Annotated in this window: 27 protein-coding genes; 19 read left to right on the top strand and 8 right to left on the bottom strand. The window is 34.1% G+C overall.

The window, feature by feature from the left end; translation table 11 throughout:
- The first annotated feature begins 66 nt into the window (after positions 1–66).
- From IJI93_RS08860 to IJI93_RS08850, 3 genes are all read left to right on the top strand, one after another.
- Positions 67–1161, top strand: coding sequence for an inositol-3-phosphate synthase (locus IJI93_RS08860; protein ID WP_292822221.1), 1095 nt, complete (start codon positions 67–69; stop codon positions 1159–1161).
- A gap of 213 nt (positions 1162–1374) precedes the next feature.
- The gene (gene oadA, locus IJI93_RS08855; RefSeq protein WP_292822219.1) at positions 1375–3087 is read left to right on the top strand and encodes a sodium-extruding oxaloacetate decarboxylase subunit alpha; all 1713 of its coding nucleotides are present in this window, start codon (positions 1375–1377) and stop codon (positions 3085–3087) included.
- A 57-nt stretch (positions 3088–3144) separates the two neighbouring features.
- The gene (locus IJI93_RS08850) at positions 3145–4143 is read left to right on the top strand and encodes an NADH-dependent flavin oxidoreductase (RefSeq protein ID WP_292822217.1); all 999 of its coding nucleotides are present in this window, start codon (positions 3145–3147) and stop codon (positions 4141–4143) included.
- A 65-nt stretch (positions 4144–4208) separates the two neighbouring features.
- On the opposite strand, the gene IJI93_RS08845 is transcribed toward IJI93_RS08850, so the two are convergent.
- A complete protein-coding gene (locus IJI93_RS08845) occupies positions 4209–4586 on the bottom strand; it encodes a GtrA family protein (protein WP_292822215.1) in 378 nt (125 codons plus the stop codon).
- Positions 4587–4850 (bottom strand): hypothetical protein, encoded by a 264-nt coding sequence (locus IJI93_RS08840; RefSeq protein ID WP_292822213.1) that lies wholly within the window; start codon positions 4848–4850, stop codon positions 4587–4589. It lies immediately after the preceding gene.
- A gap of 442 nt (positions 4851–5292) precedes the next feature.
- On the opposite strand from IJI93_RS08840, the gene IJI93_RS08835 reads away from it, so the two are divergent.
- The 3 genes from IJI93_RS08835 (at position 5293) to IJI93_RS08825 (ending at position 7318) form a co-directional block, all read left to right on the top strand.
- Entirely contained in the window at positions 5293–6309 is a 1017-nt protein-coding gene (locus IJI93_RS08835) for a M48 family metallopeptidase (protein ID WP_292822211.1), read from the top strand.
- Positions 6310–6321: 12 nt separating this feature from the next.
- A complete protein-coding gene (locus IJI93_RS08830; RefSeq protein WP_292822209.1) occupies positions 6322–6570 on the top strand; it encodes a transcriptional regulator in 249 nt (82 codons plus the stop codon).
- Positions 6571–6706: 136 nt separating this feature from the next.
- Entirely contained in the window at positions 6707–7318 is a 612-nt protein-coding gene (locus IJI93_RS08825) for a vWA domain-containing protein (protein ID WP_292822207.1), read from the top strand.
- Here IJI93_RS08825 and queC read toward each other — a convergent pair whose 3' ends face one another.
- Both queC and larC read right to left on the bottom strand, forming a co-directional pair.
- Positions 7319–7996 carry a 7-cyano-7-deazaguanine synthase QueC gene (gene queC, locus IJI93_RS08820; RefSeq protein ID WP_292822205.1) on the bottom strand — a complete coding sequence of 226 codons (678 nt, stop codon included), beginning with the start codon at positions 7994–7996 and terminating at the stop codon, positions 7319–7321.
- Positions 7993–9162 (bottom strand): nickel pincer cofactor biosynthesis protein LarC, encoded by a 1170-nt coding sequence (gene larC / locus IJI93_RS08815; RefSeq protein WP_292822203.1) that lies wholly within the window; start codon positions 9160–9162, stop codon positions 7993–7995. The genes queC and larC overlap by 4 nt, the downstream gene beginning before the upstream one ends.
- Before the next feature lie 90 nt (positions 9163–9252).
- Between larC and IJI93_RS08810 the strand changes: the two genes are divergently transcribed.
- Together IJI93_RS08810 and IJI93_RS08805 are read left to right on the top strand one after the other, a co-directional pair.
- On the top strand, positions 9253–10314 hold the full coding sequence (locus IJI93_RS08810) for a phosphatidylglycerophosphatase A (protein WP_292822200.1): 1062 nt from the start codon (positions 9253–9255) through the stop codon (positions 10312–10314).
- Positions 10315–10475: 161 nt separating this feature from the next.
- The gene (locus IJI93_RS08805; protein WP_292822198.1) at positions 10476–11252 is read left to right on the top strand and encodes a DUF389 domain-containing protein; all 777 of its coding nucleotides are present in this window, start codon (positions 10476–10478) and stop codon (positions 11250–11252) included.
- Between the two features lie 144 nt (positions 11253–11396).
- Here the strand turns inward: IJI93_RS08805 and IJI93_RS08800 are convergent, their stop codons facing one another.
- Complete coding sequence (locus IJI93_RS08800) at positions 11397–12038, bottom strand: site-2 protease family protein (RefSeq protein ID WP_292822196.1); 642 nt, start codon at positions 12036–12038, stop codon at positions 11397–11399.
- A 308-nt stretch (positions 12039–12346) separates the two neighbouring features.
- On the opposite strand from IJI93_RS08800, the gene cobS reads away from it, so the two are divergent.
- Positions 12347–13129, top strand: coding sequence for an adenosylcobinamide-GDP ribazoletransferase (cobS, locus tag IJI93_RS08795; protein WP_292822194.1), 783 nt, complete (start codon positions 12347–12349; stop codon positions 13127–13129).
- Between the two features lie 261 nt (positions 13130–13390).
- A complete protein-coding gene (locus tag IJI93_RS08790) occupies positions 13391–13933 on the top strand; it encodes a tRNA (cytidine(56)-2'-O)-methyltransferase (RefSeq protein WP_292822255.1) in 543 nt (180 codons plus the stop codon).
- On the opposite strand, the gene IJI93_RS08785 is transcribed toward IJI93_RS08790, so the two are convergent.
- A complete protein-coding gene (locus IJI93_RS08785) occupies positions 13930–15024 on the bottom strand; it encodes a DUF763 domain-containing protein (protein ID WP_292822192.1) in 1095 nt (364 codons plus the stop codon). The two genes, IJI93_RS08790 and IJI93_RS08785, sit on opposite strands and share 4 nt — an antisense overlap.
- Positions 15025–15181: 157 nt before the next feature.
- On the opposite strand from IJI93_RS08785, the gene IJI93_RS08780 reads away from it, so the two are divergent.
- The gene (locus tag IJI93_RS08780) at positions 15182–15916 is read left to right on the top strand and encodes a peptidylprolyl isomerase (protein ID WP_292822190.1); all 735 of its coding nucleotides are present in this window, start codon (positions 15182–15184) and stop codon (positions 15914–15916) included.
- Positions 15917–15975: 59 nt separating this feature from the next.
- On the opposite strand, the gene IJI93_RS08775 is transcribed toward IJI93_RS08780, so the two are convergent.
- On the bottom strand, positions 15976–16467 hold the full coding sequence (locus IJI93_RS08775; RefSeq protein ID WP_292822188.1) for a fumarate hydratase C-terminal domain-containing protein: 492 nt from the start codon (positions 16465–16467) through the stop codon (positions 15976–15978).
- A 184-nt stretch (positions 16468–16651) separates the two neighbouring features.
- On the opposite strand from IJI93_RS08775, the gene IJI93_RS08770 reads away from it, so the two are divergent.
- The 7 genes from IJI93_RS08770 (at position 16652) to IJI93_RS08740 (ending at position 23160) form a co-directional block, all read left to right on the top strand.
- Positions 16652–18403 carry an MATE family efflux transporter gene (locus IJI93_RS08770; protein ID WP_292822186.1) on the top strand — a complete coding sequence of 584 codons (1752 nt, stop codon included), beginning with the start codon at positions 16652–16654 and terminating at the stop codon, positions 18401–18403.
- Positions 18404–18562: 159 nt separating this feature from the next.
- On the top strand, positions 18563–18826 hold the full coding sequence (locus IJI93_RS08765) for a ferredoxin family protein (protein ID WP_292822185.1): 264 nt from the start codon (positions 18563–18565) through the stop codon (positions 18824–18826).
- Positions 18827–18828: 2 nt separating this feature from the next.
- A complete protein-coding gene (locus IJI93_RS08760) occupies positions 18829–19947 on the top strand; it encodes a 2-oxoacid:acceptor oxidoreductase subunit alpha (RefSeq protein ID WP_292822183.1) in 1119 nt (372 codons plus the stop codon).
- Position 19948: 1 nt separating this feature from the next.
- Positions 19949–20812 (top strand): 2-oxoacid:ferredoxin oxidoreductase subunit beta, encoded by an 864-nt coding sequence (locus IJI93_RS08755; protein ID WP_292822181.1) that lies wholly within the window; start codon positions 19949–19951, stop codon positions 20810–20812.
- A 9-nt stretch (positions 20813–20821) separates the two neighbouring features.
- Positions 20822–21370 carry a 2-oxoacid:ferredoxin oxidoreductase subunit gamma gene (locus IJI93_RS08750; protein WP_292822179.1) on the top strand — a complete coding sequence of 183 codons (549 nt, stop codon included), beginning with the start codon at positions 20822–20824 and terminating at the stop codon, positions 21368–21370.
- Between the two features lie 8 nt (positions 21371–21378).
- Positions 21379–22497: an ADP-forming succinate--CoA ligase subunit beta gene (gene sucC, locus IJI93_RS08745; protein ID WP_292822177.1), complete on the top strand. Its 1119-nt coding sequence runs from the start codon at positions 21379–21381 to the stop codon at positions 22495–22497.
- Positions 22498–23160: a flavodoxin family protein gene (locus tag IJI93_RS08740; RefSeq protein WP_292822175.1), complete on the top strand. Its 663-nt coding sequence runs from the start codon at positions 22498–22500 to the stop codon at positions 23158–23160.
- On the opposite strand, the gene twy1 is transcribed toward IJI93_RS08740, so the two are convergent.
- On the bottom strand, positions 23135–24052 hold the full coding sequence (gene twy1 / locus IJI93_RS08735) for a 4-demethylwyosine synthase TYW1 (RefSeq protein WP_292822173.1): 918 nt from the start codon (positions 24050–24052) through the stop codon (positions 23135–23137). The two genes, IJI93_RS08740 and twy1, sit on opposite strands and share 26 nt — an antisense overlap.
- Positions 24053–24193: 141 nt before the next feature.
- Here twy1 and tpiA point away from each other — a divergent pair, with 141 nt between their 5' ends.
- Positions 24194–24862 carry a triose-phosphate isomerase gene (gene tpiA, locus IJI93_RS08730; protein WP_292822171.1) on the top strand — a complete coding sequence of 223 codons (669 nt, stop codon included), beginning with the start codon at positions 24194–24196 and terminating at the stop codon, positions 24860–24862.
- The last annotated feature ends 2 nt before the right edge of the window (positions 24863–24864 follow it).

The raw sequence follows: 24864 nt of genomic DNA, 5'->3' as shown, positions 1-24864 counted from the left end.
ATATTTTAAAGATATATTAGTATTATATTTATTTAAAGTATTACTTTAAATTAGCTGGTGTTATAAATGAACAAAATTAAAATAGCAATTGTTGGAATTGGTAATTGTGCCAGTTCCCTCATTCAAGGAATTCACTATTATGATGGTAAAAAGCCGGAAGATGCAATTGGACTTATGCACTGGGATATTGGGGGATATGAACCAAGTGACATTGAAGTTGTAGCGGCTTTTGATGTAGATGCAAGAAAAGTTGGAAAAACTATTGATGAAGCAATTTTCGCAAAACCCAACTGTACAACCATATTTCAGAAAGATATTCCGAAATATGATGTTAAAGTAAGTATGGGTCATGTTTTGGATGGTGTTGCTGAACACATGTCCAATTATGATGATGAATACACATTTGTTGTAAGTGATGAAGAACCTGTTGATGTCGTAAGTGTTTTAAAGGAAAGTGGTGCTGAAATTTTAGTCAACTACTTGCCGGTAGGTTCTGAAGAGGCTGCAAGATACTATGCGAAATGTGCACTTGATGCTGAAATTGCTTATGTAAACTGTATGCCGGTATTTATTGTCAGTGATGATGAATGGGATGCTAAATTTAGAGAAAAAGGAATTCCTATTGTGGGAGATGATATTAAAGCCCAAATTGGAGCCACAATTACTCACAGAACATTAGCTAGTTTATTTATGGATAGGGGTGTAAAATTAGATAGGACCTATCAAATCAATACAGGTGGTAATACTGACTTTTTAAATATGCTCAATAGGGAAAGACTAGACTCCAAAAAGGAATCCAAAACTGAAGCTGTCCAATCAGTTTTAGATGAAAGAATGGATGATCGTGACATTCACATTGGACCTAGTGATTATGTCCCATGGCAAAATGATAATAAATTATGTTTCCTCAGAATGGAAGGCCGTACATTCGGTGATGTTCCAATGAATATTGAACTTAGATTGAGTGTAGAAGACTCTCCAAACTCAGCAGGATGTGTAATTGATGCTGTTAGATGTTGCAAAATCGGTTTGGAAAGAGGTGTTGGAGGACAATTGACATCTATTTCTTCATATACTATGAAACATCCTCCAATCCAATTCGATGATGATGAAGCATATGAAAATGTTGAAAAATTCATTTCCGGTGAATTGGAAAGATAATTTTTCTATTTTCTTTTTTTATTTTATTTTTTTAAGTTAATATTGAATGAATATCCATTATATTCGTTCTAAATTCTGTTTTTTTTATTTTATTCGTATCTGAAAAATAGATAGTATTCATTTTTTAGTATACTTTATATAATAATAAAGACATATATTATAGTTGGATATTTTAGGAATTTTAATAAATAATTTTAAAAGAGGTGCAAAATAATGGCTAAAGTGAGATTTACTGAAACAGCACTTAGGGATGCTCACCAATCTTTGCTTGCAACTAGGATGAGAACAAGAGACATGATTCCTATTGCAGAAGAAATGGATAAAGTTGGCTATTTTTCAGTAGAAGCATGGGGTGGAGCTACTTTTGATACTTGTATCAGATATTTAAATGAAGACCCATGGGAAAGATTAAGACAGTTAAAATCTGAATTTAACAAAACTCCAATTCAAATGCTTTTAAGAGGGCAAAACTTAGTGGGTTATAAACATTATCCTGATGACATTGTTGAAAAATTCGTTGAAAAATCATATGAAAACGGTGTGGACATTTTTAGAGTTTTCGATGCATTGAATGATATTAGGAACATGGAAAAAGCAATTAAGGTTGCTAAAGATCAAGGAGCCCATGTTCAGGGAACTATAAGTTACACCATTAGTCCTGTTCACACATTAGAAGATTTCGTAGATTTGGCAAAGAATTTGGAAGCTCTTGATTGTGATTCAGTAGCTATTAAGGATATGGCGGGTTTAATTACTCCTACTGCTGCTTATGACTTGGTTTCTGCATTAAAAGAAGAAACTGACTTGCTTGTGGATTTACATTGTCATTGTACTAGCGGTATGACTCCTATTAGTTATTATGCTGCATGTCAGGCAGGTGTGGATATTTTGGATACTGCAATTTCACCACTTGCTTGGGGAACTTCCCAGCCACCAACAGAAAGTATGGTTGCAGCATTGCAGGGCACTGAATTCGACACTGGCCTTGACTTGAAGTTATTGGCTCATATTAAAAAGTACTTTGAAGATATTAAGGAGAAATATTCTGGAATTTTAGACCCAATTTCTGAAAGTATTGATGCTGATGTTTTATTATACCAAATTCCTGGTGGTATGCTTTCAAACTTAATTTCTCAACTCAAAGAACAAAATGCACTAGACAGATACAATGATGTGCTTGATGAAATGCCTCGTGTTAGAAAAGATATGGGTTACCCACCTCTTGTAACTCCAACCAGTCAAATTGTAGGTATTCAATCTGTAATGAATGTTTTAGGTGGGGAAAGATACAAAACTGTTTCCAACGAAGTAAAAGAATACATGAAAGGAATGTACGGTAAACCTCCAGCGCCTGTAGATGAAAAAATTGCAGGTAAAATCATAGGTGATGAAGAAGTCATTACCTGCAGGCCTGCAGATTTATTAGAACCTGAATTTGATAAATTCAAAGCTGAAGGCGAAGAAAAAGGATTTGTAAAATCCGATGAAGATGCTTTGACTTACGCAATGTACCCTCCTATAGCACCAAAATTCCTCAAAGGTGAAGCTGAAGAAGAAGAGCTTAAACCGGCCCGTGCATTTGGTGAGGATGAGGGTATTGGAATTCCAACTCAATACAATGTCGAAGTTGATGGAGACGTATTTGAAGTTAAAATCATGCCTACCGGATTTATGGAAATCGAGGAAACTGCAAATGGAACTTTCAAACCGGTTGAAGGAGGAGTCACTTCTTCCATGCAGGGTATGGTAATCAAACTCAATGTCAATGTTGGAGACAAAGTTACTGCCGGCTCAACAATCTGTGTTATTGAAGCTATGAAGATGGAAAACGACATTCAATCTGAAGTGGATGGTGTTGTAGAGGAAATCTTTGTAGAACCTGGTGATGCAGTAAGCGCTGGTGACACTTTAATGGTAATCAAATAGATTACCTTTTTTTTACTTTTTTTATAATTTTATTTTTATTTTTTGGGAGTGGTTTTTATGAAGGATATTTTTGATGAATGTAGTTTAGGTGATTTAAAGCTTAAAAGCAGGATTGTCAGAACAGGCACATGGGAAACCGAAACTGAAGAAGGGGGCTTTTTAACACCTGCTGTTTATGATAGATATGAAAAAATTGCATCTAGTGGTGTTGGAGCTATCGTTTCTGAAATATTTGCGCTTGATTATAAAGACAGATTTTTCCCTTATTCCACTAGTTTAAACTATCCTGGTTTTATTAAAGAATATAAAATGGTTACAGATATTGCTCATGAATTCGATGTTCCTATTTTGGGGCAATTGGCATTTTTCTATTATGATGATGGCGAGAATCAAAAAGTTGAAGCCAATGATATTACTCCGGAGGGCATAAGAAAGTTACAGGCAGAAGTCATAATGGCTGCTAAAAAATTTTCATTTGCAGGATTTGATGGTATTCAAATCAATATGGGTAATAATTTTTATTTGGCAAGGTTCATGAATCCTTATTTCAATCAGAGAGAAGACCAATATGGTGGAAACACTGAAAATCGTGTTAGAATTTCCTCTGAAATCATAAAAGTCATTAAAAAGACAATGGATATACATGTAAGTTGCCGAATTAATCCATGGGATGTTAGAAAAGGAGGAATCACTGCTGATGAAAGCATTGCTATTGCACGTGAGCTTGAAAAGGCAGGTACAGACAGCATTCAGCTGACCGCACGTACCATTTCACAGATTTATGATAAGGGTGAAAAACATCCGTTCTTGGTTTATGTTGATGATTTGATAGATGCAGTTGACATTCCAGTTATTTTAGGTGGATCTTTAAGGGAAATGGCTAAAATCAACGATGTATTAAATAATTCAAAAGTGGAATTTGTTTCAATGTCCAAACCGTTTGTTGCTCAAGCTGATTTCCTAGCCGATTGGAAACGTGACGGTGAAGGCGTTGCAATTTGTCAAAGTTGCAATAACTGCTACAGTAAAAAGAAAAGTACTTGTTTCAAGTATTAAGAAGTTTTCATTCAAACAATATATAAATTTAATTTAGAGATTATTTCTCTAATCATTCTATTTTTTCATTTAAAAACAATCAATTTTGAAAAGACATAATTCAAAATCACTACAATGACTTGAACAACAATTTTTGAGATTAAATCTCCTATTGTTAAAATATCAATAAAAAGGTACATCAACCCAGTATCCACTACGCCTGAAAATATTCTCCCTCCAAAGAATAGGGACATTTCTTTTATAATGTTGGAGCTTTTACTTTCGAATACCCAAATTCTATTGGTGATATATGCAAACAGGACTGAAAAAAACCATGCTATAATATTTGAAATGATATAATTGACACCAAATATGTTTTCAAAAAGGAAATAAACAATAACATTAACAAAAAATGTCAAAGTCCCGAAAAAAACATATAAAATCAGTTCCCTATCTAATCTCATTTAAATCACATAATTATAAATCGTCAATATTTGATTCTTTGACAATGAAAATTGGTCTATAGTTTCAATGCATGTTTTTTCCAAATATTTACCCAAAATTCCAATTGATAGTAATTGTATGCCTCCTAAAAGTAAAATGGCACACATCATTGTAGCAAAACCTTTAACATTTGAATTTTCATTGGCTATTTCTTTAATATTTTTTAGAGTATTATCATTGAATCCATCATTAAGGTATATGATTCCATGGTCATAGTCAGCCAATGATTTTTCATTTTCTTTAAAAAAAATCCAAAAACTGACTCTTCATCATTAAAACACGGACAACAATACTCAAAAAATCCATGATAAGGTATATATTGGAAATACTATAAATAATTTGCATTATTTTAATTGGTAAATTTCATTCATAAGACTTTTGAATAGATGATTTTGAAGTTTTAAGAGGTTTTCTAACATGAATTGGGTAAATAGGTATAAAATAAAATAGTAAAGAGTGGAATGGATATCATGAATTGCAACAATCTTGTCATCTTTAATTGGAGATTTACTAAAGAATATGCCCAATGTTCATCAATATTTATTATTTGATATTTTGTAAATGATGGATCTTATAAACAAATTATTTAAAATAGACTCTTGATTAGTTTATCAAAAAACTTTTTATACACAAATTAATAATATAATTATGTAGATGTGATGAATTATGGCAAAAGATGATCGTAGTAAAATTAATCCATTTACTGGGAAATCACATTTTGATATTGTAAATGATGATAAGTTTTTGCAGGAATCTTATAATGAATACTATTCTGTGATTAACCGTGCTCAGCTTCTGGATAACACTCCTCAAGGTCAGTTAGTTAGAAATGTTGCTATTAGATTGATTCAGGCAGTTGAAAATTACCTTGCTCAAATTGGAAGAAGCGATTATACCCAAGATTATTATGATTGGGATTTCCATTTGGTGGCTGATGATACTGTAAATGCATATTGCATGCCTGGGGGCAAGATTGTAATGTTTTCAGGTATTCTTTCAGTTGCAAACACTGAAGAAAAGGTAGCTTTTATTTTGGGTCATGAAATGGCGCATGCTCTTCTGGATCATTCAAGAACTCGTGCCAGTGCTCAAAATGCCCAAAATGCCATTACTTCTGCAGCTTGGGTTGGTAGCTTTGCACTTGATTTGATTGGTTTGGGCGAGATTGGAAGTCTCACAAGAGCTGCTACAAATGTTGCAAGTGTTGGTTCTCAATTTTTCCTAATAAATCCATGGGGAAGGGACCAGGAACTGGAAGCCGATAAGTTAGGTATGATGATAATTCATTGGGCAGGTTATGACATTTCAGGAATTCCTCAGTTTTGGCAGAGTATGGCTGGAGGAAATCCTAATAGTCATGATTTTTTCTCAACACACCCATCAGACAGTAAAAGGATAGCTGTAATGAACGAATTGATTGTTGAAATTGAAAATCAAAAAGATTTTTACTCTGCACCTGTTTTAAGTGATGTTCCAACTCCAAAAGAGGAATTTAAATCTTCTCATTTGGTCAGTGATGATAAGAAATATTGTCAAAATTGCGGTGCTGTTGCAGATGTTAACGATAAGTTCTGCACAAATTGCGGAGCTCATTTTGAAGTCGAATTAAAATGCAGTAACTGTGGTGCTCCAATCAGTGCCGATGATTCTTTTTGCATGAACTGTGGAAATAAAATTAACTAAGGAGGATGTAATATGGAAGATAAAGTGAGATTTGTGAATAAATCATCTTATAGGATCAAAGTTTTAAAGTCCATTAATGATGATGTTAAGATGCCAAAAGAGATTGCAGAGGATAGTGGCATATTGCCAAACCATATTTCTAATGTATTGAGGCAATTAAAAGAAAAAGACATTGTCGAATGTTTAAATCCTGAAGTCAGAAAAGGTCGTCTTTATAGATTATCTGAGACTGGCTTAAAAGTCTTAAATGAATTAGACTAACCACTGTTTTTTATTTTTTTTCATATTTTAGCGAAATGTTTATATACTAGTTTTTGTTAATATATTGTGTGTAAGTTATTAACAACTTATTAACAAGGTTTCATTAAACACCAAAAAATTTCAAGGAAGTGAAATTATGGAAAAAGTACCTCAAAAGCAAGACTTGGATTTGATATTTTTAATTGATAGAAGCGGATCAATGCATGGGTCTGAAAAGGATACAATCGGTGGATTCAATTCATTCATTGAACGGGAAAGGAAAAAGGAATTAAATACAAATGTAACAACAATTCTCTTTGATGATGAATATGAAGTGCTTTATGAAAGAAGATTAATTAATGATGTGTGTGAATTAACTGAAAAAGAGTATTATGTAAGAGGTTGTACTGCCCTTTTGGATGCGATTGGAAAGACAATCACTACCCTTAACCATAAAATCGACAATAAAGTCTTGTTTGTCATCATGACTGATGGGATGGAAAATTCTTCTGTTGAATATTCAAAATCACAAATCAAAAATATGATTTCCAATCACAGTTGGGAATTTATTTTCATTGGTGCGGATATTGATTCATACTCTGAGGCAGGCGCTTTAGGCATTAGAAAATCAAGGACTGCATATTATGAAAAATCAAAACAAGGTATAGAAGATTTATACACTTCTGTTGAAAATGCATCATACTGTTTGAGAAATGATGTTTCTCTTGATGATGCAAACTGGAAAAAAGATTTGGAGAAATATGACTAGTTACCTTTCATATTCGGTTAAGTCTTTTATCTTTAATTTTTTAAATGCACGTTTGCGTCTCATGCAACTTTCACAAACGCCGCAGTGTTTTTCTCTGCCAACATAACATGAATAACTTATTTCCATTGGAGCACCAACTTCAAGACCTAACTTAGCAATTTCTTCTTTATTTAAATCAATGGCTGGTGCTTCAATTTTAATATTTTCAGGTGAACCAATTTCTATCAAATCATTAAATGCATTTAAAAATTCTTTTGAGTTGTCTGGAAATGTTGCGGCTTCTTCAGCATCCCATCCAACTATTATTATTTCAGCTCCAACACTTTCGGCAAATGATGTTGCAATTGAAGTAAATACCATATTTCTTGCGGGAACCCAAACGCTGCTTGCGGTTTCACTACTTTTTTTCATGTCATCCAGGTCTTCTTCGCTTACTTCAGGAATATCCTTATCAGTATTTAAGGTTGAACCACTAATTTGGGCCAGCCACGGAAGGTCAATTATGCTATGTTTAAATCCCATCTTCTCGCAGATTTTTTTTGAGGCTTCCAATTCCCTTTCAAAACTCTTCTGCCCGTAATTAAATGTTATTGCATGAATGTCATATTCCTTTGCATAAACGCTTGTTGCAACAGTACAGTCAAGGCCTCCAGATAATACTGAAATGGCTTTTTTCATTTTACAATCTCCTTAACTTTTATCAATGGAAGGCCAGTCTTTTCAGCAATCTGCTTTAAATCTTCGTATTCTGGTCTTGAAGATATAATTTCTCCATTTACATATCCTATTTTAAAGGTTACTTCAAATTTTTCGCCTTTAATTTCAAACTCTTTTTTAATGAATTTTCTTTCAGCGATTCCTCTATGTAAGTTTGGAGCGATCCTAATTCCCAAGCTTCCAGTTTCAGCAAATATGGTGTCTACTAATTTTTCCCTATTGTTTCTTGGTGAAATTACCTTTAAAAGACTTCCTTGACGGTTTTTCTTCATTATAATTGGGGTGATGGAGACATCGCTAGCTCCAGCATCTTGAAGTTTATCAAATAAGTATCCAATCTCTTCTCCTGTTAAATGGTCGAGGTTTGTTTCAATAACATCGATTTCATCACTTTCCTGAATGTCTGCGGTTTCAATAATTCTTAAAACATTTGGATGGTCAAAATCTTTTTTTCCTGCACCATATCCTGTCTTTTTAGGTTTAAGAGGCGGTATGAATTCTTTTGTTTCATCACAGATTTCTGCATAAATTGCACTTCCGGTCGGTGTTGCAAGTTCACTTTCCACAGGGCCTCCAACAATTTTCGTATCTTTCAGTATCTCCACAACTGCAGGGGCCGGAACGGGCAGTATGCCGTGTGAAGTTTCTATTCTTCCTCCGCCAACTGCTATAGGAAGGCCAATGACCTTTTGTTCATTAAAATTAAGTGAATAATAAGCATAAATTGACCCAATCACATCTGCCACCGCATCACTCAATCCGACTTCATGAAAATGGATTTCTTCCAGACTTTTTCCATGAACTTCACTTTCGGCTTTAGCTATTCTTTCAAATACTTTTATAGAAGTTTTTTTAACATTTTCTTCCAGGTTTAATCTTTTGATTTTTTCAATAAAATCAGTATAATTAATGGAATTTTCGCATTCAAGCATTTCCACATGGCAATATGTAGATGCAATTCCATGTTTTGTAACTTTATCGAAGCTCACTTCAATTTTACCAAACGGTTCAGCTGATTTTTCCATAATTTCCTTTAATTCATCCTTATTCGCACCCAAATCGACAAGTGCTCCAATAATCATATTTCCAGCTATTCCGCTAGATTGAGGGTCAATAATGATTGTCATAATATAATGTCCTTTCAGTTGATAATATAAAATTTAAATTAAATAATTAATATACATATTTGTTGGGGCATATCATGAAAATTAATATCATTGAAAAGGATTATGGGATTTGCATTAACAATCCAAATCATTTTTTTGGCATTCAGCGATTTCACTGTTGGTGACGGAATTGACATTGTGGAAAATGTCAATGTTGTCAAGGCTAAGGATGATTTTGAAGCTACCGCTAAAAAAGCAGAAGTTTTCAACCATTTTCATGGTTCATATATTGCACAAGCCACAGAATCCCTGCAATATTTTAAAAACACTTATGATGATTTGACTCTTTTTACATTCATGGCGAATGATGTTGTACTTCAGGATTTTACACAACATCTTCAGGTTGCTAACTCTCCTAAAGGATTTAGCGATGCGAGAATCAATTTAAGCCATATTCTATACATTAACAGGGTTTTGGCTCCAAAAGATTTGTTAAAAGTCTTTAAGATTGTAACAAATATTAAGGCTAAGGTACTTGCCAATATGTCTTTGCCTTTGCATATTCAGAATATCCTAAACATCAATGATTTTCTTGCAGTGCTTTCAAATATTCCCGAAACTGATGGAAATGATTTAGACATTAATAATGCGGAATATGATGAAGTTGATTTTGATGAATTGAAAATTCGAATCGATGATGCCGTTGAAATAAGCATTGAAGATGCATTCAAACAACTTGAGTTATCATTCGGTATTTTAGATTACCTTGTTGCTGAAGGAATTCAAATTGGAGACTTGGTCGATGCTGGAATGGAGCTTGTTTCAGGCATTGAGGTAACTGATGAGCTTAAAGAAAAAATGAAATCACAAATTCTCAAGTCTTTGGCGGATATTAATGTTGCAACTCTTCTTGTTGCGGCAATGAGAACAGAACAGGATTTAACCGGAAATCGCATACGTGAATTTGATGCAATTGGTGATCCGGCTTATTTGTATACTGGGGATGTTTTAGGTTTGGCTATTTCAAATCAGATTGCAGGAACAAAAGCTGCGTTTAATTTTAAAAGGTATGATGAAGCAAAACCTGGAATTATTTATGGGTTACCTCCTATGTTGGATGATATTTTTGCAGGTTTGATTGCCGGATGCGTTTCAAAGATATTTGAGGAATAGTTGCGATATTCCTAACAGAATTAAAACAATGAGATAACAATCAATTTAATTAATATTAACATCAATTATTTAATAGGGAATAATAATTGAAATTATTTTACTGAATATTTTCAAAGTTAGCCGTCTTTTGACGTATCATAAAGGATAAAGGAAATGGCAATATGAGTGGAGAGAGTAATCAAGAAGAAACAATAAAAGAAAAAATAAAAAGAATGTTTTCATTATCAGAAGATTCCGCATCAAATGATGAGATTAGGTCACGTCTCCTTGATGGGGGAAAAGTCACTGGAACTAATATGTGTGTGATGGTATGTGCGATGGTAATTGCTTCTGTCGGTCTCAATATGAGTTCAACAGCAGTGATTATTGGTGCAATGTTGATTTCACCGATAATGGGAAGTATCCTTGCTTCAGCATATGCAAGTGTGTCTGCAGATTATTCTTTGCTTCGCAAGCAATCCCTTGGGTTTGGAGTTCAGATTGTAATCAGTGTTACTGCAGCAATGCTTTATTTTCTCTTCTCCCCAGTTAAAGAACCAACAGTAGAGTTGCTTGCAAGAACATCTCCGACTTTTTTTGATGTGCTTATAGCGTTCTTTGGTGGGCTTGCAGGAATCATTGGGCAAACCAGAATAGACAAGACAAATACTGTTATTCCGGGTGTTGCAATTGCAACTGCTCTGATGCCTCCGCTATGTACCTGCGGATATTCTATTGCAAACGGCAGGTGGGACATGCTCCTTGGTGCAGGATATCTGTTTATCCTCAATGCATATTTCATTTTCCTGTCAGCGAGCATTATTTTAAGTGTTTTGAAAATCCCAAAAGTGAGGGAATTGACACCAAAAGAATGGAAAATCCGTCGTTATAAGATGATTAGAAACACAATTATCCTTGCATTGCCAAGTATAGCAGCAGTATATTATATGATGCTTTAAAAAAGTGAGTGTGGGAGAAAAAAAGATGTGGGGGTTGTCAATAATCCCTATAACTTGCCCATTAATTTTTAGAAAAAATATTCATTGCATCCAGATTTGATAATTAGTTGTCTACATCACATCTTCAGCTTAATATTATGCCATTTACATCTCAATGATTAATTTAACCATATTTTCAGCACCTATTCCAATGGATATTAAGAGCATACTTCCGGCGATGGCAAAAGCAATAATCCAATATACAATGTTCCACTTTAAGACTTTAGTCCCATCTAAGCTATAAATTGGAAATAGGTTAAATGTAGCTAAAAAGGCATTAACGGAGAAACCTACAGTACCGATTAAATATATTAATGTAAAGATTAATGAATAGGACATTAAAGGATATGCCAGTATTGCAATTGCAATAAATATTAATGCAAGTACCATGTTGGCCATTGGTCCGGCAATTGAAATTTTACCATTCATTTCATCAGTTATATTGTCTGCATTAGTGCGAATTTCACCGGGAAATGCAAATACGATACCAATGAATGATGAAGCGAGTGCAATTAATAATCCTATGGGCCAGGCTTTAAATTCGGCTTGGTAACCATATTTCATTGCCACGTATTTATGTCCGAGCTCATGTGATAAGGATCCTATAGCCACACCAACCATAACGATAGGTAAAACTGAAATGAATCTGTGAACATCAAGTTTGACAGTGGATATTGCAAAAGCAACTGCAAGCACGATAAATGCAATGATTAAATTTAGTATTTCTTTACGTGTAAATGTAAACATAATTTAAAATATCTATTTTTTATGTATAAAATTTTTTCTAAATTAAGGTCTATATATGCAATCATTTTTTGATTAAATGAAAATTATCCACTTATTTGTTAATTATAATTTATTATTAAGAAGGAAATTGAAGATTGATGCTCATTTGAACATCTTCATTAGTTTCAAAAAATTACATTGTTTGTATCATATTGGGTTTAGACTGATTAGCTTCTGATTGATAAGAATAATATATTATGGAGAATATACTATAACTAAGAAATAGAATTAACTTTCGGATGGATATATAAAATCGTTGGGGAATGCTTATGGAAGATGATAACTACTTTGAAGATGAAGAATTTTCACCTATTAAATCACTTTTAGGGCTTTTAACATTTTCAACAATATTGCCGCTTCGTGTTTACACATCTCTTGAATACATGACCAAGTTAACTTGGTGCTGGCCTTTGTTACATGTATTTATAGGTATTTTGGCAGCAATTTGCGGTTATGTTTCTTTGAATTTCCTTCATTTAAATTCATTTTTCACAGCAGCTATAGTTTATGCATTCTTAATGATTATCACAGGCTACAATCATTTGGATGGTGTTATGGACATGGCTGATGGGGTTATGGTTCATGGAGAACCTGAACGTAAAATTAAAGTGATGAAAGATTCTTCTGTAGGTGCAGGGGGAGTTGCAACTTTGTTTTTAGTGGCCAGTTTGACCGTTGCGGGCATTTACAACATTTTGGATTATAATTTTATAATTGGGATAATTATATGCGAAATGGCTGCAAAGACATCTCTTTTGACAACTGCATTGTTATCAATACCTTTAACTCCCGGAATAGGTTGTCATTTCATTTTTGAGACCACTCCTTCCAAATATCTGATTTCCACAGTCCTCGTTTGCATCATAGCATTTTTATTAGGTGAAGTCGTTGGTGTTTGCGGCGTTTTAGGGGCGATGTTTTCGGGAATAATCATCTCAATTATTGCAAGGCGCAATTTTGGAATTGCAAATGGGGATGTTTTGGGAATGAGTAATGAAGTAGGTCGTTTAATGGCATTGTTGTTCATGGCATCAGCTTTATTTTTCTTCTGATTTTTCATTTTAAATAAATTTAATGTATTTGAATCACTATTGATTCGAAAAAAAGCATTCATTTATTAATCGGGTAATGTATAGCTAGTTTTGATGTGGTTAACCACTCACTAAATAATTACTCCATCAGATTCTTTTCAAAATTCACCCTCTCCATAGTGCAGTGAGTGGAACCCATCTTTTAATCAAGCAAATCATTATATATTCCAAATTCAAAATATTAGATTAATTATTTTTATCAATTGATTATTTTCTAAGGATATTATGAATGTTAATGTTTTAAGATTGGACCATAGACTAAAAAGAGATACTCGTATTACAACTCATGTATGTTTAACCGCCCGTGCTTTTGGAGCTAGCAAAATCTATCTTGCGGGTGAGAGGGACAATAAGCTCATGGAAAATGTAAGAGATACCTCTTCAAGGTTTGGAGGTTCTTTTGAAATAGAATACACTGAAAGTTACATGGGCGTTATCAATAAATGGAAAGCTGACGGTGGAAAAGTGGTTCATTTAACAATGTATGGTTCTCAAGCTCATGAAACAGCTCCTGAAGTTCGAGAGTCTGGAGCAGATATTCTAATTGTTGTTGGAGGCTCTAAAGTTCCAGGAAAAGTTTATAAGGCTGCTGATTGGAATGTTTCAGTAACAACTCAACCTCATTCTGAAGTATCCTCTCTTGCAGTATTCCAACACTTGTTGATGGATGGCAAGGAGTTCGAATTGGAGTTTGAAAATCCTGTACTTGAGGTCATTCCAACTGCACACGGAAAAAATGTCAATATTCACAATGAAAACCGTTAGGATATGAAATCGTCCAATCGCTTGATGGCTTTTAATTTTTCATCTTTTTTAATTCTGGCTTGGTCAAGGGCATCCCGTATTGTTTCTATGGAGTTGTCATAGACTTCTCTGTCAACGGGATATGGAAAACCGTCTTTTCCTCCATGGGTAAAACTATATTTTACGGGATCTTTCCAGCTTGCAGGCTCGCCATAAACCAAATCGGAGATTAGTGCAAGGGCCCTTATTTTTTTAGGTCCGATTCCCTGAAGCAAAATTAGTTCTTCATAGTTTTCAGGCTGTATTTCCCAAGCTCTTGTGAGCACTTCAAATTCCTTATCGGAAATATCCATATCCAAAACAGGGTGGTGTTCTGGCATTGTGAAATCCTCCAAAAGCATTTGATTGTCTTTTCTTTTGAAGTACTGTCTTAAATGATTGGGATTATCGTTAATCAAATCAACGCTTATTTTTTGTGCTTCCTCACTATCCTTTGAAGACATATTCAATGTATCTGGAGTTATTTTATCACATGAAATTCCGCTATGGGGATCATTCAGGAGTTTATCCACCTCTTCACCTAACCAATGGTATCTTCTGGCATATTTATTTTCCGTGTTAAGGCCCTGTTGGACAACAGCCCAATTTCCTCTTTCTGTAATGAAGAAATTATGTTGATATAGTGTGTATCCGTCCTGGATACATGAGTTATCGATTTTAGCAGATAATTTACTTGTTTCGATTAATTTTTCGGTAGTTTTTGTTTTCAGGTTGAATACCTCTCCAGCATGTTCGATTCCTTGAGGGGTTCTTCTGGATTTTGCACCTTTACCTCCAGTCAAATAAATTCCGTGTTCTTCTGGACTTAATGATGCTTTTAGGGCACCTAATGTTGTGGTGGTTGTACCTGATGAGTGCCAATCAAAACCTAAAACGCATGAGAATGCTTGAAACCAATAGGGATTTGATATCCTGTTTAAAAATTCGTTTAAGCTATACTCTTCAATGATGACTGAAGCCAATGCACCGGATAGGTCAACCATCCTTTGAAATAACCATTTTGGAGGATGACCTCCGTGAAGTGGTAAATTTACTGCCCCTCGTCTTTGCATGGAATATAAATTTATTTTTATTTAATATTAATATTTTAGAAAGAGCATTTGAAAAGTATATTTGGCAAAACTTTAATAAGTGATGGTTACTAAAACTATAAAATGTTATATTCATTAACAAATTATTTAATCAAAATTATTAAGGAGCGTAATTTTTATGGCTATAGATAACGGAGATTTTGTTAGAGTAAATTTTACTGGTAAAGTTAAAGAAAATGATGAAGTATTTGATACTACTTATGATGAAATTGCACAAGAAGCAGGTATTTTCGAAGAAAACAAAACTTATAAACCAATCCCTATTGTTGTAGGTGGAAATCATTTATTGCCTGCTATTGAAGAAGCTATTAAAGGATTAGAAGCAGGTGAAACTAAACACATTGAAGTCGATTCTGATGATGCTTTCGGTCCTCGTAACCCTAAATTAATCCAATTAGTACCAATGAAAGAGTTCAGAAAACAAGGCATGACCCCTGTTCCAGGTATGAGAATCACATCCGAAGGAACCACAGGTAAAATCTTAACCGTAAACGGTGGAAGAGTAAAAGTTGATTTCAACCATGAATTAGCAGGTAAAGATTTAATTTATGATGTTGAAGTAACTGAAATCATCGAAGATGAAGCAGAAAAAATCAAAAGTATGATTGAGTTACATTACTCCAACCCTAATGTGGATATTGAGAAAACCGAAATCGACATCGTTGATGGTGTTGCAAACATCAAATTAGATGAAATGGCCAAATTCGACCAACAATCCTACATGGACATTACCTTTGCTAGATTCAGAATTGCAAAAGATATTTGGGACAACATTGAAGAAATCACCAAAGTTAACTTTGTAGATGAATTTGAAAAAAGAGAAGAATCCAGCGAAGAAGAAGATGAAGAATAGTTTTCATCATTTATGAGTTATTTCCAATAACTCTTTTCTATTTTTTTTATAAATTTTAATTATATTTTTTCACCCTTGTGGATGGCCACTATTCCAGGGATACTGTCTACTTTTAACTCGAACATGGCTTCCATACCTTCCCATTCAAATAAAACGCATTTCTTTTCCAATACTTTACTTGTAAGAAGTGCTGCAACTGGTGGTGTTATTACAAAAAGTGAATTGTTTTCTTTTAATGATGTTGCTGTTTCATCGCTTAACATTCCCTTTCCAATATGGATTTTCACACCATTTTCACTTAAAATTGGTATTGTTGATTCGATCTCTTCTTTATTGCTTGTTGTTGGAGCGATCCCTGCTTCGCTAAAGGCAGTATGCATAATGACGCTTCCGTTCAAATCAAAAGGAACTTTATCTTCTTTAATTAACTCGACAAGTTGAGGAAGCGCTGCATCACGGCCGGTATAAATTGTCCCGGAAATGACAATCTTGTCTCCAACATTGAGATTATTCAAATCTTCATTGGTGATTGGGGTTGTTAAGTGTTTCATAATATTAATTTTATTTTATTTTTTTAATAAATTTTGTCGGTATGGTGATTATTATAACAAATATTTTTAATATTTAAAGTTAAATAAATAATCATTGTATTATTATATTTTAGAATGTGAGGAACTCAATACAAATAATAATGTTTTATGATGAAGAATTTTGAAATTAGATATGGTGGAGTATATGGATGTTAAATTAGAAAGAGAATATTCCTTTTTAAGAAAAAAATATAATGAATTGCTATTGCCGACATTTTTCATGGTAATGTCTGAAAAGATGTGCGCTGTAGTTGATGTAATCATTATAGGCTTTTTTTTAGGCTCTTCACAATTGGCCGTACTTAATTTAGCATCTCCTTTAACTTACTTTACTGGCATATTTTATATTTTATTTGGCCAGGGAGGTAATTTATTAGCATTAAGAGCTCAATCACAGTTAAATCATGAAAAAAAGAATTATTATTTTACGATTTCAATTTTGGGAATATGTGTATTGTCCATACTATTTCTTTTGTTTATATTCTTTTTCACTGATAATATACTGATGTTTTTCAAAGCCCCAGCAGAGATTTTTAATGTCAGTAAGGAATATCTCTTTATATTCATGTTTTATTATCCATTAAATTGTTATCTGTTGGTTGTTTCATTTTTTGTTCGTTCTGATGGACGACCAAAAATGCCTTTTTATGCAGTTCTTATGGCCAATATTTTAAATATAATCTTTGACATCCTATTTTTAAAAGTATTTAATATGGGAATTACTTCCACTGCTTTAGCGTCTGTTTTAGGATATCTTGTAGGAGCAATATATATTTCCACTTATTTATTTGATAAAAACAGTTCTTATAACTTAATTTCATTAGCGAAATTTAAGATTAAAGAGATTATTCTCTCTTTAAAGGAATTTGTACTTAATACTCCGGAAGTAATTGGAAAAATATTTTTTTCCTTAAAAATTACTGTTTTAACCTATTTATGTTCAAGTCATTATGGTGTGGCAGGACTTTTGGCGTTTTTAGTATATGATAACAGTGAATCTTTTGTTTACATATTTTTATCAGGGATTATGAAAACAATGTCTCCAATTGTAACAGTGCTATATAAAGAGATGGATTTTGAAGCGGTACATTATATAATTGTACGTTCACTTAAACAACTGCTTCTGATTTCATTCCCGATAAGTGTGCTGTTTTTTGTTTATCCTCAAATATTGTTATCCATATTCAATGTTGTCAATCCTCATCATGCCGAAGTAGTTACTGTGGCTATTCGCATCACTTCTTTTTCATTGGTGGGCCGTTGCTTATCTTATCTATTAACAAATTATGCACAGGCTATTGAACAAAATAGAATTGCTTCTATTATTTCATTTTTAGAGGAATTTTTGTTTGCTGTTGTGGGTGCATTGATATTAACAAATGTAATAGGTGGAGTGGGCATCTGGGTTTCAATAATAGTGGCTGAATGTATTCCAGTACTGATTTATATCCTTTACACAGCAAAACTTCAAAAAACTCATAAAAGTTATATAAATAAAGTGTTAATGCTTCAAAATTCAAAATTAGTTACTTGGACATATCACAGAAAGGATATCGGAAAAGTTGATAAATATTTGGATGGTCAATCTAAGGAAGTGTTGCTTCACATTGAAAACGTTCACAAAGATAGTGCGGCCATTCTTTCAAATTCGATAAATGATGTATGTGAGGATATCTTTAGGAATAATGAAAATCTCCAAAGCATAGACATTACAATAAGAGCAATTGATGATGAAATTTATATCACATTTACTGATGATGGAAAAACATATAATCCATTTTCAAATGAAACTCTAATGAAAACAGATAATATTGTAAATTTATCTAAATTAGGATATGAATTTAATTATGAAGTAATATTAGGGTTTAATAAAGAATATATCCTATTAAAAAATTAATTTTTTTTTCTATTAATGGTGTCTGGCAAATTTCCATTCAACCAAAAAAATATCTTGAAAGCAGTGTATTGACAAAAAGTTAAAGATATTTAAATGTTTAATAACAGATATATACATATTCTATATTTATTTATGATAAATATATTAGGAGATTTAAAATTGATTATTATTGATGAGAATTTGTGTAAAGGATGTCATCTTTGCTTATTCATGTGCTATCAAAATGTATACGCAATATCTCCGGAAACTAATAAGAAAGGTGTTCAATTGCCTTTTGTTAAGTTTGAAGAGAGGTGTACTAAATGTGGCACATGTGAAGTTGCATGTCCTGATCAAGCTATTACAGTTGATTTGATTGAGAATTGGTGGATGAAAGAAGGCAATGATATTAACTTCAATCCTAACTTTACAAAGGAGAAATAAAAATGGCTGAAGAATTTTTTATTCAAGGAAATGAGGCATGTGCTAAAGGTGCAATAGCTGCTGGATGCAGATTTTTTGCAGGTTATCCGATTACTCCGTCCACTGAAGTTGCAGAAACATTAGCTCGTGAATTGCCAAAAGTTGGAGGTTCATTTGTCCAGATGGAAGATGAAATCGCATCAGCGGGAGCTATTATTGGTGGTTCTTGGGGAGGAGCCAAATCAATGACTGCAACCTCCGGACCGGGCATATCCTTAATGCAGGAAAATATTGGATATGCATTCATGAGTGAAACTCCAATTGTCATTGTGGATGTTCAGAGAGGTTCTCCTTCAACCGCTCAGCCGACTATGGCTGCACAAGGGGACATGATGCAAGCACGTTGGGGTTCTCATGGGGATTATGAACCAATTGCATTATCTCCATCAAGCGTTCAGGAATTCTTTGATTTTACAATTAAAGCATTTAATCTAGCCGAAGAATATAGGGTCCCTGTATTTGTAATGGCTGATGAAGTAATTGGGCATATGAGAGAAAAGATTGTTGTGGAAGATGATATTGAAATTGTTGCAAGAAAAAGGCCTGAAAAAACAGATGATTACTTGCCATTTGAAAATATTGAAAATGGAACAACTCCAATGCCTGCTTTCGGAGATGGATTCAATATACATGTGACTGGACTTACTCATGATGAAAGAGGTTATCCGGACACAAATAATCCTGAAACCCACGATAAGCTCATTCAGAGAATATGTGATAAGGTTTTAAACAATAGGGATAAAATCTGTTCTGTAAGAAGCGAAAACTGTGATAATGCAGATATTGTCATTGTTTCTTATGGGGCTCCTGTCAGGTCCGTTGTTGAAGCTGTAAACAGGACTGATAAAAAAGTGGGTTATATAAAAATCGATACTCCATGGCCTTTCCCTGTTGAACAGATACAGGAATTAACAGCAAATGCAAAGGATGTGCTTGTTGTAGAAATGAACTTGGGCCAAATGTATTATGAAGTTGACCGTGTCATTAAAGATAAAAATGTTCATTTGTTGGGAGTAATTGGCGGCTTGTTGCCAACCCCTGATGAAATATTGGATAAAATTGATGAAATAGGAGGAAACTAAAATGTCTGATAATAAACAAAATAGATTTCTCCCTTACTTAAGAGAAGACAGATTGCCTCACATTTTCTGTCCAGGATGTGGAAACGGTGCCATTATCAACGCATTTTTAGCGGGAATGGAAAAAGCGGAAATGGATTTTGATAATATTGCAATGGTTTCAGGAATTGGATGTTCTTCAAGAATTCCAGGATATTTAAAGTGTGATTCTCTTCACACAACTCATGGAAGAGCATTAAGTTTTGCGACAGGTTTAAAAACAGCTAACAAAGATTTGGATGTTGTTGTATTTACTGGTGATGGTGATGCAGCATCCATTGGTGGTAATCATTTGATTCATGCGGCTAGAAGAAACATTAATTTAACAGTAATCTGTATCAATAATAATATTTACGGAATGACTGGGGGTCAAATCAGCCCTACATCTCCTAAAGGTAGTTTCGGAACAACTGCACCATATGGTAATCAAGATGCTCCATTTAAATTAGCTGAACTTGTCGCGGCGGCAGGTGCAACTTATTCTGCAAGATGGACCACTGTTCAAATTGAAAACCTTGTTTTATCCATTAAAGATGGATTGAAAAATCCTGGATTTTCATTTATTGAAGTTGCAACTCAATGCCCAACTTACTTTGGCCGTAAAAATAAACTGAAAACTCCTACTGCAATGGCGGCAGTAATGAAAGCCAATACTGTATTTAAATCTGCTGCAGATAGGATGAAGCCAAAAGAATTGGAAGGAAAAATTGTCGTTGGTGAATTTGCAAATACTCAAAGAGATGAATTTACCCAAAACATAGACAAGATTAGTGTAGAAAAGTCAGGTAGCAAAACTGTTGTAAATTCTGCATATGAAGTGGAGTTATAGGTGGATAAAATGAGAACTGAAATTAGAATTTGTGGATTTGGAGGTCAAGGAATTATTCTTGCAGGTATCATTTTAGGTAAATCTGCAAGTCTTTTTGACGGAAAAGAAGCTGTTCAAACCCAATCTTACGGTCCGGAAGCTCGTGGTGGAGCTTCTAAATGTGAAGTTGTTATTAGTGATACTGAAGTCGATTATCCAAAAGTTCAAAGTCCTGATATTTTAGTAGCCATGTCTAATGAAGCATTAATGAAATATATTGTGGATTTAAAGGATGAGGGAATATTGATTGTTGATCCTGGAACAACCGATGTTGAAGATGTTAGGGAATTTATAGATGAGCATAATATTAAAGTTTATGAAGCTCCTGCAACCAAAACAGCTACAGATGAAATAGGCTTAAAAATCGTAGCCAATATTGTTATGGTCGGAGCTATTACAAAAATTACTAAAGTCATATCTAAGGAAGCAGCTATCAAAGCTATTGAAGCAAGCGTTCCTAAGGGAACTGAAGAGAAAAACATTAAGGCTTTTGAAGCAGGATATGCTTTAGCGGAATAGGTGTTATAATGAGATTTTTTGAAAGTGTAGCAAAACAAATTTTTCACAAGGAAGGTATCCCAATTTTAGAAGGTCACGTTGCAAATTACCCTGAAGAGGCAATGGCCATTTCTTCAGAGATGAACGTGCCTGTAGTTGTTAAAGCGCAGGTTTTAACAGGTGGTAGAGGTAAAGCAGGTGGTGTTAAATTTGCAAACAATCCCGGTGAAGCTTTAAAAGTTGCGGATGAAATCTTGGGAATGGAAATTAAAGGAGAAAAGGTAAACCACTTATTAATTGAAGAAAAAGCTGATATTCTAAATGAATTTTTTGTAACCGTTTCAGTTGATAGGGGTGCAAGAAGGCCTGTAATTTTAGCGAGTAAGGAAGGTGGGGTTGAAATTGAAAACTTAGCAAAAACAAACCCTGAAAAAATTATTAAATATTATCCAAATCCTTTGCTCGAATTTTTACCCTACGAAGCACGTGAAGTTGCACGTAAAATGGGAGTTCCATCCGAGTTAATCTCTTCTATGGGAGATATAATCTGGAAATTGTACAATGTATTTACCAAATATGATGCAGACACCGCTGAGATAAACCCGTTGGTTTTAACACCAAATGGCCTGATAGCTGCGGACGCTAAACTGGTTGTTGAAAACGATTCATTGTTCAGACATGAAGATCTAGTTGAAAGAATGAACTATAAGAAAAAGGCTGTTGACTTTGTCCAATTGGATGGAGATATTGCTGTAATCGGTAATGGTGCAGGTTTGACTTTAACTGCTATGGACATGATTAAGCTCAATGGAGGAGAACCGGCAACATTCTTGGATATTGGTGGTGGAGCTTCAGAACAGATTATTAATCAAGCTTTAAGCATTGTTTTAAACTATGATCCTGTTAAAGTTGTATTTTTAAATGTTTTAGGTGGAATTACTAAAGCGGATGATGTTGCTCGTGGTGTAATTAAAGCTTTAGAACAAGCTGACCGTAAAGTTCACATTGTAATCAGATTAACAGGTACCAATGAAAAAGAAGGTCAGAGGATTTTAGAGGAAGCTGGAATTCCATATGAAACTTCAATGGAAAAGGCAGCTAAAAAAGCTGTTGAAATTTGTGAAGAACTGAAGGCGGAAGGTAAATAAATGGAATTTTTTGCCATTAATGGTTCTCCAAGAAAGAATTGCAACACTGCTCAATTGTTGGATAAATCTTTGGAAGGCATTAAGTCTGTTTTCCCGGATGCTTCAGCCGAGAGGATAGATTTATATGATTTTCCATTTCATGGATGCAGGAGTTGCTTTGCATGTAAAAGGAAAAATGGAAAACATTATGGCAGATGCGTTCAAAAAGACGATTTGAAGCCTATTCTTGAAAAAATTGTTGAAGCTGATGGTATCATTTTGGGTTCGCCTATCTACTTTAGTGATGTTAGTGGAAATATGAGGTGCTTTTTAGAAAGGTTCATGTTTCCATTCGTGGCCTATAGCAAAACTGAAAGTGTAGAACACAAGAAAATGCCTTTAGCTTATATTTACACAATGAATGCTTCAGAAGAGCTTTCACACCAAATCGGCTACCATAATCTTCATGACCATTTTGAAATGGGATTGAGCATGGTGTTTACCAAACCAGAAAATCTCTATGTATATGAAACATATCAGTTTAAGGACTATTCGAAATATGTTTCAGATGCTTTTGATGAAAAAGAAAGAAAAAATATCAGAAAAACACGTTTTCCAAAAGATTTGGATAATGCATTTGAACTTGGCCGTAAAATAGCTATTCAAGCAAAACAACACGGCTGATTTCAGATTCATTTACTATTTCTTTACCGCATTCATCACCTATTTTTTGAGCAAATTCCTTAACTTCATTGAATAAAGGCATATTATCAAGGGTTAGCCTTTCACGTGATGACCCGACACACATGTATGCTTTTACTTCTACAAAATCAGGGTCTGCTTTTTGGATTAATTTTGCATACTCTTCAGGGTTTTCCATATTTCTTCCACGAACACATGTATTTCGTATACATGTACGTGAATTAAAACTGGACAATGTTTCAAGAGATTCGTTTAAATTGCTCCAAGCATCGTTAATTCGAGGTCTGCATACTTCATTAAATATTTTCTCGTTAGGTGCATCTAAGGAAAGGTATAGTTGGTAGGGATCGTTTTCCAGATTTCTTAACCTGTCAGCACATTGGCCGTTGCTCACTACGAATGTCGTAAACCCGCGGCTGTTAAACTCTCCAATCAGCTCATCAATTTTCGGATAAAGAGTTGGTTCTCCTGCAAGAGAAATTGCGGCATTAGTCGGATTTTTTATTTCTTCCAGTTTTTTCTTGTTTGCTTTGCCATTTCCATAAAATCCGCATAGTAAATTATTTTGAGCTTTAATGGCATCATCGATTATGGTTTTAGGGTCATCATACTCCTCATCTTCCCAATTGGTTTGGGTGTAAGTCAAATCTCTCCAACAGAATTCACATTCCTGCTGGCAATTGGGAACTGCGGGAGACATTTGCAAACATCTATGGGATTGGATTCCGTAGAATTTTTCTTTATAGCAAACTCCCTTATCCACAATACTTTGACGTGTCCAGTGGCAGGTTTTAACAGCAGCATGACCATGTTTGCCTAAGAATCTATATCCGCTTTTTTCTAATTTTTCTATTTGGCTTTTATTAAATGACATAAAATCAGTTTTATTTTTAGCTGAGCTAGTATATACATTTTTTTTAATCTGTATATTGGAGGGTTATAAAAAATTATCATAAATTTATTAATAATGTAAATCAAATATTTAATTATAAAAAAAGTTTTTTGTGGGATTTATATGGACACACCAATTGTGATATTAAACTATAAAACTTATTTGGAATCAAGTGGTATAAAGGCTTTGGAACTAGCACATGACTTGGAAAGCGCTGCTAATGAATCTGGAATCACTATGGTTGCAGCACCTCAAGCAGCTGATATTTACATGATTCGTGAAGAGACATCTCTTCCAATTTTTGCCCAACACATCGATCCGATTTCTCCAGGAGGTCACACAGGCTCCAATTTAATCAATACATTGATTGATGCTGGAATTAGTGGGTCTTTAATTAACCATTCTGAAAATAGAATGAAACTGGCTGACATTGATGAGGTTGTAAAAATGTGCAGGGCTAATGAAATAGAATCCTGTGTATGTACCAATAATATTGAAACTTCAAAAGCTGTAGCCACTTTAGCACCCGATGCTGTTGCTGTCGAACCTCCTGAATTGATTGGTACTGGAATTCCTGTATCTCAAGCTCAACCTGAAGTGGTTGAAGATACTGTAAAAGAGGTCAAAGCCATTAATAAAGACATTAAAGTTTTATGTGGGGCAGGTATTACAACTGGTGATGATATGAAGGCAGCTATGGATTTAGGCGCAGATGGAGTATTGCTTGCATCTGGAATTATTAAAGCTGAAAGTCCAAAAGATGCTTTACTTGATTTGGTAAGTAAGTTATAAAG

Source organism: Methanobrevibacter sp. (assembly GCF_017431965.1).
Lineage (GTDB): Archaea > Methanobacteriota > Methanobacteria > Methanobacteriales > Methanobacteriaceae > Methanocatella.
This window is presented reverse-complemented; position numbering and strand designations above follow the sequence as displayed.

Excerpts from the sequence above, each read along its gene's own strand:
- IJI93_RS08780 (WP_292822190.1), top strand. The coding sequence starts at position 15,182 with ATGGCTATAGATAACGGAGATTTTGTTAGAGTAAATTTTACTGGTAAA.
- tpiA (WP_292822171.1), top strand. The coding sequence starts at position 24,194 with ATGGACACACCAATTGTGATATTAAACTATAAAACTTATTTGGAATCA.
- queC (WP_292822205.1), bottom strand. The coding sequence starts at position 7,996 with ATGAAAAAAGCCATTTCAGTATTATCTGGAGGCCTTGACTGTACTGTT.
- IJI93_RS08835 (WP_292822211.1), top strand. The coding sequence starts at position 5,293 with ATGGCAAAAGATGATCGTAGTAAAATTAATCCATTTACTGGGAAATCA.
- IJI93_RS08740 (WP_292822175.1), top strand. The coding sequence starts at position 22,498 with ATGGAATTTTTTGCCATTAATGGTTCTCCAAGAAAGAATTGCAACACT.
- IJI93_RS08755 (WP_292822181.1), top strand. The coding sequence starts at position 19,949 with ATGTCTGATAATAAACAAAATAGATTTCTCCCTTACTTAAGAGAAGAC.
- IJI93_RS08785 (WP_292822192.1), bottom strand. The coding sequence starts at position 15,024 with ATGCAAAGACGAGGGGCAGTAAATTTACCACTTCACGGAGGTCATCCT.
- IJI93_RS08760 (WP_292822183.1), top strand. The coding sequence starts at position 18,829 with ATGGCTGAAGAATTTTTTATTCAAGGAAATGAGGCATGTGCTAAAGGT.
- IJI93_RS08830 (WP_292822209.1), top strand. The coding sequence starts at position 6,322 with ATGGAAGATAAAGTGAGATTTGTGAATAAATCATCTTATAGGATCAAA.
- IJI93_RS08850 (WP_292822217.1), top strand. The coding sequence starts at position 3,145 with ATGAAGGATATTTTTGATGAATGTAGTTTAGGTGATTTAAAGCTTAAA.
- IJI93_RS08845 (WP_292822215.1), bottom strand. The coding sequence starts at position 4,586 with ATGAGATTAGATAGGGAACTGATTTTATATGTTTTTTTCGGGACTTTG.
- IJI93_RS08770 (WP_292822186.1), top strand. The coding sequence starts at position 16,652 with ATGGATGTTAAATTAGAAAGAGAATATTCCTTTTTAAGAAAAAAATAT.
- IJI93_RS08775 (WP_292822188.1), bottom strand. The coding sequence starts at position 16,467 with ATGAAACACTTAACAACCCCAATCACCAATGAAGATTTGAATAATCTC.
- cobS (WP_292822194.1), top strand. The coding sequence starts at position 12,347 with ATGGAAGATGATAACTACTTTGAAGATGAAGAATTTTCACCTATTAAA.
- IJI93_RS08805 (WP_292822198.1), top strand. The coding sequence starts at position 10,476 with ATGAGTGGAGAGAGTAATCAAGAAGAAACAATAAAAGAAAAAATAAAA.
- IJI93_RS08860 (WP_292822221.1), top strand. The coding sequence starts at position 67 with ATGAACAAAATTAAAATAGCAATTGTTGGAATTGGTAATTGTGCCAGT.
- IJI93_RS08825 (WP_292822207.1), top strand. The coding sequence starts at position 6,707 with ATGGAAAAAGTACCTCAAAAGCAAGACTTGGATTTGATATTTTTAATT.
- sucC (WP_292822177.1), top strand. The coding sequence starts at position 21,379 with ATGAGATTTTTTGAAAGTGTAGCAAAACAAATTTTTCACAAGGAAGGT.
- IJI93_RS08750 (WP_292822179.1), top strand. The coding sequence starts at position 20,822 with ATGAGAACTGAAATTAGAATTTGTGGATTTGGAGGTCAAGGAATTATT.
- oadA (WP_292822219.1), top strand. The coding sequence starts at position 1,375 with ATGGCTAAAGTGAGATTTACTGAAACAGCACTTAGGGATGCTCACCAA.
- twy1 (WP_292822173.1), bottom strand. The coding sequence starts at position 24,052 with ATGTCATTTAATAAAAGCCAAATAGAAAAATTAGAAAAAAGCGGATAT.
- larC (WP_292822203.1), bottom strand. The coding sequence starts at position 9,162 with ATGACAATCATTATTGACCCTCAATCTAGCGGAATAGCTGGAAATATG.
- IJI93_RS08800 (WP_292822196.1), bottom strand. The coding sequence starts at position 12,038 with ATGTTTACATTTACACGTAAAGAAATACTAAATTTAATCATTGCATTT.